The 8823-nt window shown below is 56.9% G+C and carries 9 protein-coding genes and 2 pseudogenes; 4 read left to right on the top strand and 7 right to left on the bottom strand.

Annotated features, from left to right (window positions below):
• Together ACIQ0R_RS09015 and ACIQ0R_RS09010 are read left to right on the top strand one after the other, a co-directional pair.
• The coding region (locus ACIQ0R_RS09015) for a hypothetical protein (protein ID WP_395826353.1) at positions 1-216 on the top strand (216 nt) is incomplete at its 5' end.
• A gap of 72 nt (positions 217-288) precedes the next feature.
• Positions 289-1152: a symmetrical bis(5'-nucleosyl)-tetraphosphatase gene (locus tag ACIQ0R_RS09010; RefSeq protein ID WP_395826351.1), complete on the top strand. Its 864-nt coding sequence runs from the start codon at positions 289-291 to the stop codon at positions 1150-1152.
• Here the strand turns inward: ACIQ0R_RS09010 and ACIQ0R_RS09005 are convergent.
• From ACIQ0R_RS09005 to ACIQ0R_RS08980, 6 genes and pseudogenes are all read right to left on the bottom strand, one after another.
• The gene (locus tag ACIQ0R_RS09005; RefSeq protein ID WP_395826349.1) at positions 1149-1922 is read right to left on the bottom strand and encodes a lysophospholipid acyltransferase family protein; all 774 of its coding nucleotides are present in this window, start codon (positions 1920-1922) and stop codon (positions 1149-1151) included. The genes ACIQ0R_RS09010 and ACIQ0R_RS09005 overlap by 4 nt on opposite strands.
• On the bottom strand, positions 1919-3208 hold the full coding sequence (locus ACIQ0R_RS09000; protein WP_395826347.1) for a dihydroorotase: 1290 nt from the start codon (positions 3206-3208) through the stop codon (positions 1919-1921). The genes ACIQ0R_RS09005 and ACIQ0R_RS09000 overlap by 4 nt, the downstream gene beginning before the upstream one ends.
• Positions 3209-3281: 73 nt before the next feature.
• Positions 3282-4297: pseudogene (locus ACIQ0R_RS08995) on the bottom strand (aspartate carbamoyltransferase catalytic subunit).
• On the bottom strand, positions 4290-4811 hold the full coding sequence (gene pyrR / locus ACIQ0R_RS08990; protein WP_395826345.1) for a bifunctional pyr operon transcriptional regulator/uracil phosphoribosyltransferase PyrR: 522 nt from the start codon (positions 4809-4811) through the stop codon (positions 4290-4292). Before pyrR ends, ACIQ0R_RS08995 begins: the two are co-directional and overlap by 8 nt.
• Positions 4812-4844: 33 nt before the next feature.
• The gene (gene ruvX / locus ACIQ0R_RS08985; RefSeq protein ID WP_395826343.1) at positions 4845-5231 is read right to left on the bottom strand and encodes a Holliday junction resolvase RuvX; all 387 of its coding nucleotides are present in this window, start codon (positions 5229-5231) and stop codon (positions 4845-4847) included.
• Between the two features lie 42 nt (positions 5232-5273).
• Positions 5274-5930 carry a YqgE/AlgH family protein gene (locus tag ACIQ0R_RS08980; protein ID WP_395826341.1) on the bottom strand — a complete coding sequence of 219 codons (657 nt, stop codon included), beginning with the start codon at positions 5928-5930 and terminating at the stop codon, positions 5274-5276.
• Positions 5931-6069: 139 nt separating this feature from the next.
• Between ACIQ0R_RS08980 and ACIQ0R_RS08975 the strand changes: the two genes are divergently transcribed.
• Positions 6070-7581: a cryptochrome/photolyase family protein gene (locus ACIQ0R_RS08975; protein WP_395826338.1), complete on the top strand. Its 1512-nt coding sequence runs from the start codon at positions 6070-6072 to the stop codon at positions 7579-7581.
• Positions 7582-7653: 72 nt separating this feature from the next.
• On the opposite strand, the pseudogene ACIQ0R_RS08970 reads toward ACIQ0R_RS08975, so the two are convergent.
• Positions 7654-8575: pseudogene (locus ACIQ0R_RS08970) on the bottom strand (response regulator); the annotation flags it as partial.
• Positions 8576-8594: 19 nt separating this feature from the next.
• Between ACIQ0R_RS08970 and ACIQ0R_RS08965 the strand changes: the two are divergent.
• A partial coding sequence (locus ACIQ0R_RS08965; RefSeq protein ID WP_395826355.1) for a hypothetical protein occupies positions 8595-8823 on the top strand: 229 nt, incomplete at its 3' end.

Genomic DNA, 8823 nt, shown 5'->3' with positions numbered 1-8823 from the left:
GTCCGCCAGCTTGACCAACTCAGGATCGGGCTTGGCCCGTTTGGTGCGTTTTACGTAGGTCATTTTTTCCTCTATGGTGGCAGTGTGCTGCCAAATGACCGTTTACACAAAACTAATTACACCCTCGCTTATGTGAATATAAAAAAATGGAAACGGTTCCTACGAAGACATAAATCGACCTCTCATCGCCATTCACTTTCGACTATTGGTCAATAGATAGACTCACATCTCATCCCCAAATTACGACAACCATATACACTATTGAATTTAACACTTAGGCGAGCGTCCATGATCCCCCCCCCCTTCTACGCACCGGTAACTACCTACGCTATCGGCGACCTTCAGGGATGCTATCAAAGCTTAATAAATTTACTCGACAGAATTACAACAAATACACCACACGCTCACTTTATCTTCGTTGGCGATCTGGTCAACCGCGGCCCGCAATCGCTGGCGACGTTGCGATTGATACGCTCGCTTGGTGATCGGGCGCAGGCGCTGTTGGGTAATCACGATTTGCATTTGCTGGCGGCCGCACATGGGATTCGTAAGCTGCACAAAAGCGATACCTTGGATGAGATTCTCGCTGCCCCTGATCGGGAGGAACTGCTTGATTGGTTGCGACATCGCCCGCTGGCGTTGCTGCAGCATAATCATCTGTTTTTGCATGCGGGCGCGTTGCCGCAATGGTCGGCATCGCAGACTCTGGCGTTGGCGCAGGAAGTTGAAGGCGCATTGCGCGGACCGCAGTGGCTTGATTTTTTGCGTGAAATGTATGGCAATCAGCCGACGCGCTGGGACGATTCTCTGCGCGGCAACGACCGCTTGCGCTGTATCGTCAACGCCTTGACTCGCCTGCGCTTCTGCACCGAAGACGGGACGATGGAGTTCAATGCCAAGGAAAGCGTTGGCAATGCCCTGCCCGGCTACCTGCCGTGGTTCGATGTACCGCAGCGGCAAACGCAGGATGTCACCGTGGTCTGCGGACACTGGTCAACCATGGGTCTGGTACTCAGGCCGAATCTGATCGGACTTGACACCGGTTGCGTCTGGGGCGGCAAACTGACTGCGGTCCGGCTGGCAGATCGTACGCTGCTACAAGTTAGCTGCCCGCAGTCACAGCGGCCAGGCCAGCAATACACTAAGTCCTAAGCCTGAACCTGAGCCTTGACCGCGACGCTCTCGGTTTGTCCCAATGCTTCGGTGATCAGGCTGTGCGTGAGCGCGGCCAGTTCACGACGATGCAAGCCGCTGGTATCGACCGGCGCCAGCTGAATCAACTCGGCTTGCATCGGCGGCGCTTTTAAAATGGTCAGCATGCTTTGCGCGAACGTCATGTCGCCGATAAAGTCTGCTGCGGGATGCAGATTTCCTTGCTGATCCAGGTAGCGTAGCGCATAGGGCTGAACCGGCACCTTGGCGTCTAATGCGGCTTCAAACAGGTTGGCATGGAAAGGCAATACCGCGCCCTGCGCTGCGGTGGTTCCTTCCGGGAAGAACGCCACCCGTTCACCGGCTTGAATGCTGGTGACCAGCCCCTGAAATATGCGTCGTACATCGCGCTGCTTGCCGCGTGCGATAAAGATGGTGCCGCCTTTTTCGCATAACCAGCCAATCAACGGCCAGTTACGGATATCCGACTTGCCGACAAACTGGCAGGTTTGTATCGAGTTGATGACGAAAATATCAAGCCATGAGACGTGGTTGGCCACAATCAACGCACGCGGAGGCGTGACAGCGCCATGCGGATTGCTGAGTACTACCCGCACCCGACAGATCGCCAGCAGCTTGATGGACCAGCGCTTGATGCGCCACTGCCGTCCGGCGGCACCGATGAACGGAAACACGACGGCGCAAGTCCACAGGCCGACCACCAGGTGCAACAGCACCCGCAACAAACGTAATACCTGCGGCCCGTTCATACGCGCTCGAAGGCAATATGGCCAGCAACAATCGTGGTTTTGACGCGTCCGCTCAGCTCATAGCCGAGAAATGGCGTGTGTTTGCCTTGGCTGGCCAGCTCCCTGGCTTCGACCTTCCAGCGCACGTCTGGATCAAAGATGCAAATATCAGCCAGGCTGCCAAGCGTCAATTGTCCGGCGGATAAACCGGCTACGCGTGCCGCATCCGAGGTGATTTTTGCCAGGGCGCGGCTGAGGCGGTGGGTTGCCGGCTCGACGCATTCGTCGGCCCATTTCAACGCCAGCGACAACAGCAGTTCCAGACCGGTTGCACCGGGTGTGGCTTCGCCGAAGGGCAGTAGTTTTTCATCGTCGTCGACCGGCGTGTGGTCGGAACAGATTGCATCGATGGTGCCGTCCAGCAGGGCCTGCCGAATTGCATCGCGATCGCGTTGCGAGCGGAACGGCGGCGTCATGCGTGCGTTCGAATCGAAGAAGCCGATATCGACATCGGTCATGTGGATGTGATGGGCGCCGACATCGCATGTAATCGGCAGACCTTCCTTCTTGGCTTGACGGATCAACTCGAGGCCTGCCGCCGAAGAAATCCGGCACAGATGGACGCGGGCGCCGGTGGCGCGGATCAATTCGAAAATGGTGTGCAGGCGGATTGTCTCAGCCATCGTCGGTACGCCGGACAGACCAAGCCGCGAGGCGATCGGGCCGCTGTGGGCGATGCCGCCGTAGCCGAGATAGGGATCTTGCGGGCGCAGCCAGACGGTGTAGTTGAAGGTACTCGCATACTGTAAGGCGCGCAGCAGTACGGTGGTGTCGAGGATCGGTTCGTCGGCCTGGGCAAAGCCGATGCAACCGGCATCGGTCAGCTCCGCCATCTCCGTCAGCTCCTTGCCTTTGAGACCCACTGTCAAGGCGCCCAACGGGTAGACGTGGGCCTGATTCAAACCCTTGGCGCGATGTTTGAGCATTTCCACCAGGCCCGGCTCGTCGAGTACCGGATCGGTATCCGGTGGACAGACCAGGCTGGTGACACCGCCCTGCATCGCGGCTTGCATTTCGGACTCTAGCGTGGCCTTGTATTCATAACCGGGCTCGCGCAGGCGCGCACTCAGATCAACCAGACCCGGGCTTACTATCAGGCCGCTGGCATCAATCGTCTTATTGGCTGAGAAATCGGCTGGCGGCGTACCGACGCCAACTATCTTGCCTGCCGCAATGAACAGGTCTTGCTGCGTATCGAGGTGGTTTGCGGGGTCAATCAGACGGCCGTTTTTGATGTGAAGTTTCATCTGTAATTTTTTATATTGCGGGACAGAGTTTAAGGGTCGCCGTAGCGCGACGATTTATTTACTCTGTCCCCAACTAACTAAACTGGAAGTTTGAAGCTACGTAACACTCTGAAAAACAAAAACGACAGCGCTGATTACCCGCCAAAATACTCATCACCGCCATCCGCACTGCGATGCCAAACGTCACCTGCGGCAAAATCACTGCTTGCGAGCCATCCGCCACCGCTGAATCGATTTCCACCCCGCGGTTCATCGGCCCCGGGTGCATCACGATGGCGTCAGGCTTGGCCAGTGCCAGGCGCTCCGGGGTTAGTCCATAGCTCTTGAAAAATTCCTGTGCCGACGGCAGCAAGGCGCCGCTCATGCGCTCGTTCTGCAAACGCAGCATGATGATCACGTCAACACCTTTGAGACCTTCGTTCATGTCGGTAAACACGCGCACGCCCATCTGCTCCAGGCCGCCCGGCAGCAAGGTGCGGGGGCCGATGGCGCGCACTTCGGGCACGCCCAGCGTGGTCAAGCCATGGATGTCCGAGCGCGCTACACGGCTGTGCAGGGTGTCGCCGACAATCGCCACTGTCAGGTTGCTGAAATCCTTCTTGTAGTGGCGGATGGTGTACATGTCGAGCAAACCCTGAGTCGGGTGCGCGTGACGGCCGTCCCCGGCGTTGATCACGTGTACATGGTCCTGCCGGGTGTCGGTGAGATGCTTGGCGATCAGGTAGGGCGCACCGGATTGCGCATGGCGCGCCACGAACATGTCGGCATGCATCACCGACAAGTTGTCGATCGTATCCAGCAACGACTCGCCTTTGCTGGCGCTCGATGCGGAAATATTCAGGTTGATGACGTCTGCCGACAAACGCTTTGAAGCAATCTCGAAGGTGGTGCGGGTACGTGTCGAGTTTTCAAAAACAGATTGAACACGCTTTTGCCGCGCATCAGCGGCGCCTTCTTGACATCGCGGTCGCTGACGCCGACGAATGAAGACGCAGTATCGAGAATGTGGGTCACGACCGCAGTCGGCAAGCCTTCGATGGTCAGCAGATGTTGCAGTTCGCCGTTTTTATTGAGTTGGGGGTTAAGCATTCGATTGCACCATCAGGGTAAATCCGCCGTCATCGGCACGTTGAAGTTGGAGGGACTGGCCCGGCTGTAGCGTCACCGCCTGGGCCACAAAATCTGCTGCTACCGGCAGATCGCGCTCGCCACGGTCAATCAGCGCCGCCAGCATGATCTTGGCGGGACGGCCGTAGTCGAACAGTTCGTTGATTGCTGCGCGCGTGGTGCGGCCGGTATACAACACATCGTCGACCAGCAGAATCGTGGCGCCGTTGACATCGAAGGGGATCTGCGTCGGCTTGATATCCGCGCGCAAGCCTTTTTCTGAAAAATCGTCGCGATAGAACGAGACATCGATGAATCCGAGGCGCTCAGCCGGATTCAATTGCAAAGCGGCAACCAGACGCTCGGCCAGCCAGGCGCCGCCCGAGTAGATACCGATCACGGCGACATTATCGGCCTGCGCCAGGCCTGCCTTTACTTTGGCCTCAAGCACCTGATACAGCGCTTCGGCATCGAATTGTGGAGTGATTGTAGTCATTGCATCTTCATCGCTGGTTCAGAACAACATCGTTCATTCAGATAGATCGTCAAAATATTGCTGCAAAATAATGGTAGCGGCGCGATCGTCGATCACTTCGCCGCGCTGTTGCTTGATCACCGCCGACGAGTAACGCTCATCGACCAGTATCGTGGCGACACCATAGCGACCATGCAACTGGTTCGCAAAACGCTGGCAACGAACCGTCATTTCGTGTTCGGCACCATCTGGATGCAGCGGCAGGCCAACCACACAGAGATCCGGCTGCCATTCTTTGACCAGAGTCGCTATTGCGGCGAACTTGCCATCATTAGTGGCGGCGCTGATGACTTGCAGCGGCTGCGCCTGCTTAAGCAAGGTATTGCCGACGGCAACGCCGATGCGCTTGAGGCCGAAATCGAAACCGAGTACGGTACCCATCAGTGCGGCAGCCTCCGGCGCGACGCGATATGAGCAAACAGATCACGCACGTCCGGATTCCGCAGTCAACATGAAAGGCGAAATACCGAGCAGATTAACGGCCGCAGCGAAACGTTCGGCAATCGGCAGATCAAAAATGATGGCGGGATCGGCGGCGACCGTCAGCCAGCCGTTACGGACGATTTCCGATTCCAGCTGACCTGCGCCCCAGCCGGAACAGCCGAGGCTGACCAGCAGCCGCTGCGGGCCGTTGCCATGGGCGACTTCTTCCAGCACATCCTTGGAGGTCGTCATGGCAATCTGCTCGGTCACCTGGAGGGTGGAAGAGTAATTCTTGATTGGCGCATGCAATACAAAGCCGCGCTCGACCTGTACCGGCCCGCCAAACATCACCGGCCGCCCGGCAATCGAGCCGGCAAAATCCAGCCCGGGGCTGGTTTCCAGTGTCAGATCGATACGATCGAACAAGGCCTGCATGGTCATATCGGTAGGCTTGTTGATGACCACACCCAGCGCACCGTTGACATTGTGCTCACACAGATAAACCACGGTCCCGCCAAAAACCGGATCCAGCATGGATGGCATGGCAATAAGAAAATGATTTGTCAGGTTCAACGAGGGAGAATCAGGACTGCCTGGAGCCTTTGCAACGCGCTTGCGCCGGGTAAAATCGTCAGGAGATGTGTCTAGCTTGGCCATGCCGGCATTTTATCAGTTTTAAATGGGCTAAAGCCGCTTTGCATCGCCTTGCTTCTCCGGTAAAGTCGCTCGCAAACTGGCATCAGTGATGCCTCACCGCTATCCATGCACACTATCCACATAATCGATCGTCGTCTTCATGCCACAATTTGAAAAATCTCTGCTCTGGTTTCGTCGTGATCTGCGCGTATCCGATCATGCCGCCTTGCACCATGCGTTAAAAACAAGCAAACAGGTATTTTGCGTGTTCGTGTTCGATACCGACATCCTCCAGCCACTGCTGGATGGCGGCTTTAGCGCTGATCGCCGCGTCGAATTCATTCACGCCAGCATTCTCGAACTGGATCAGGAGTTGCGCCAACTTGGTGGCGGATTGATAGTGCGCCATGGTGCCGCGCGCGATGAAATTCCGACACTGGCAGCGCAACTCGGCGTCGATGCGGTGTTCAGCAATCACGATTACGAGCCGCAGGCCAGGCAGCGCGATGCCGAGGTTGCCAAGAGCCTGGCGGCAGAAGGCCGCCAGTGGCACAGCTTCAAGGATCATGTCATCTTTGAATGCAATGAAATCCTGACGCTGGCGAATCAACCGTTCTCGGTGTTTACCCCCTACAAGAATGCCTGGATGAAAAAGCTGGCGGCGGCCGACGGCGCCTTCTTCCTGAAGCCCTATCCGATTGAGAAATATGCACAACACCTGGCACCGGCACCACAGGCAACGCAGGTACCACGGGCAGACGTTATCCCAAGCCTGGCTGAACTCGGTTTTAAAAAAACCAATTTGCTCGATTTAAAGATCAAACCGGGCATGTCAGGCGCCGCGGCGCTGCTGGCAGACTTCATGCCGCGCATCGGTCAATACGGCCTGGCTCGTGACTTTCCGGCGCTCAAAGGCCCGTCTTATCTCTCGGTACACCTCCGTTTTGGCACGATCTCAATTCGCACGCTGGCACGCATGGCATATCAAACGCTGCACCAGGGCTCTGCCGCCAGCGGCGCCGCGGTGTGGCTGTCGGAGCTTACCTGGCGCGATTTCTATTTCATGATCCTGCACCATCATCCGCATGTCGCGCAGCGCGCATTCAAGCCGGATTACGATGCGATCCAGTGGCAATCCGGCGCGCATGCAGACGCGGTATTCCAGGCCTGGTGCGACGGCCGGACCGGCTATCCCTTGGTTGACGCGGCAATGCTGCAACTCAATCAAAGCGGCTATATGCACAACCGCCTGCGCATGGTGGTGGCTTCATTTCTGATGAAGGACCTGGGCATCGACTGGCGTTGGGGAGAACAGTATTTTGCGATTAAATTGAATGACTTCGACCTGGCGGCAAACAATGGCGGCTGGCAATGGGCAGCATCGTCAGGATGCGATGCACAACCGTATTTCCGTATCTTCAACCCGATCACGCAATCCGAAAAATTCGATGCAGACGGCAAATTTATCCGCCGTTACCTGCTGCAATTGGCAGGCCTGAGCAACAAGCATATTCACGCGCCTTGGCTGGCGCCGGCAGATCAGTTAGACAAGGCGGGAATAACACTGGGGAAAAACTATCCGTTGCCGCTGGTGCAACACGATGAAGCACGCAAGCTGACCTTGCAGCGCTACGCGGTAGTCAAAAAAGTAACGCAAGAAACGAAAGAATAAGGAGAAAGAATAAGGAAAATGTTGTACGCCGCGTGCGGGAACACCACTCCTCCGCACGCGGCGCACAACATGCTAGTGCGCTGTTTTGGCTGCGGTATTGATGAATGACTTGATACTGCTCATGAGCTGATCCTCTTGGTAAGGCTTGCCGAGGTATTCATTGACCCCCCAGCTCCATCGCATAGCTGCGATGCTTCGACGCAGTGCGCGAGGTAATCATGATGATCGGGATATGACGGGTCCGTTCATCGTTGCGAACATTGCGGGTCAGGTCGAAACCGTCCATGCGCGGCATCTCGATATCGACCAGCATCACGTCGGGCGTCATCGCTTGCAACTGCTCCAGTGCATCGACACCGTCTTTGGCCAGCGCCGCCTGGTATCCCTCACGCGACAGCAAGCGTTGGGTAACGCGGCGCACGGTCAGAGAATCGTCCACCACCATCACCACGTTCTGGCTGCGCAAGCCTTGCACCACAGCAGCCGCGGCGGGCGGCGACTTGAGATCGGCGCCGGCAGTCATTTCGGCCACCGCGCCGATGGTTTCATGCGTCGCCAGATGCGAGCGCCGCGGAGCCCGTTCGTGCGCGAAACGCTGCGCCAGGGGCGCCGGATTGAGGATCAGTACAATATCGCCGGAACCTAGCACGGTCGCGCCGGCAATCCCGATCATCCGCGACAACTGCGGCCCGATGTTCTTGACCACGACTTCTCGGTTGCCGATGATTTCATCAACATGGATCGCGACGCGATCATTGCCGGCGCGCAAAATAATCACCGGCGAATACTGCTGCGCCACCGGCACGGTATCGGCATCGCCGAGCAATGCAGAAAGATATTGCAGCGGCACCCGGTGCCCTTGCCACATCAGCATGCCGTCGTTGTAAGCAGCGGCCAAAGCAGCCGACTTGAACTGTTGCACCTGCTCCACCAACGCCGACGGCACAGCATAGGTATTGCCTCCGGTGGTCAAGATGACTACCTGTGTCACCGCTGTTGGCGCTGATTGAATCTTGACCCAGCCTGCTGATCGAAATGTGACCCAGGGCTGGTCGCTGCGTTTTGAGTTAGTAGCTGTGGATAAGTCTATCAAACAATTGGTGTTGAAGCACTCCTTTTTAGCGATCTCGTTAAAGAACAAGGGAGGTGCTACGGGCGTAGCCCATAGCACCTCCCTTCGTAGATTGAATCAGAATGGTTCATCAGGTGCTTCGGCTTTACCTCCCTTGCGACTCTGCTCCC

The organism is Collimonas sp., assembly GCF_044339385.1.
In the GTDB taxonomy this organism is placed as follows: domain Bacteria; phylum Pseudomonadota; class Gammaproteobacteria; order Burkholderiales; family Burkholderiaceae_D; genus Collimonas.
This window is presented reverse-complemented; position numbering and strand designations above follow the sequence as displayed.

Excerpts from the sequence above, each read along its gene's own strand:
- ACIQ0R_RS09010 (WP_395826351.1), top strand. The coding sequence starts at position 289 with ATGATCCCCCCCCCCTTCTACGCACCGGTAACTACCTACGCTATCGGC.
- ACIQ0R_RS09005 (WP_395826349.1), bottom strand. The coding sequence starts at position 1,922 with ATGAACGGGCCGCAGGTATTACGTTTGTTGCGGGTGCTGTTGCACCTG.
- ACIQ0R_RS09000 (WP_395826347.1), bottom strand. The coding sequence starts at position 3,208 with ATGAAACTTCACATCAAAAACGGCCGTCTGATTGACCCCGCAAACCAC.
- pyrR (WP_395826345.1), bottom strand. The coding sequence starts at position 4,811 with ATGACTACAATCACTCCACAATTCGATGCCGAAGCGCTGTATCAGGTG.
- ruvX (WP_395826343.1), bottom strand. The coding sequence starts at position 5,231 with ATGGGTACCGTACTCGGTTTCGATTTCGGCCTCAAGCGCATCGGCGTT.
- ACIQ0R_RS08980 (WP_395826341.1), bottom strand. The coding sequence starts at position 5,930 with ATGGCCAAGCTAGACACATCTCCTGACGATTTTACCCGGCGCAAGCGC.
- ACIQ0R_RS08975 (WP_395826338.1), top strand. The coding sequence starts at position 6,070 with ATGCCACAATTTGAAAAATCTCTGCTCTGGTTTCGTCGTGATCTGCGC.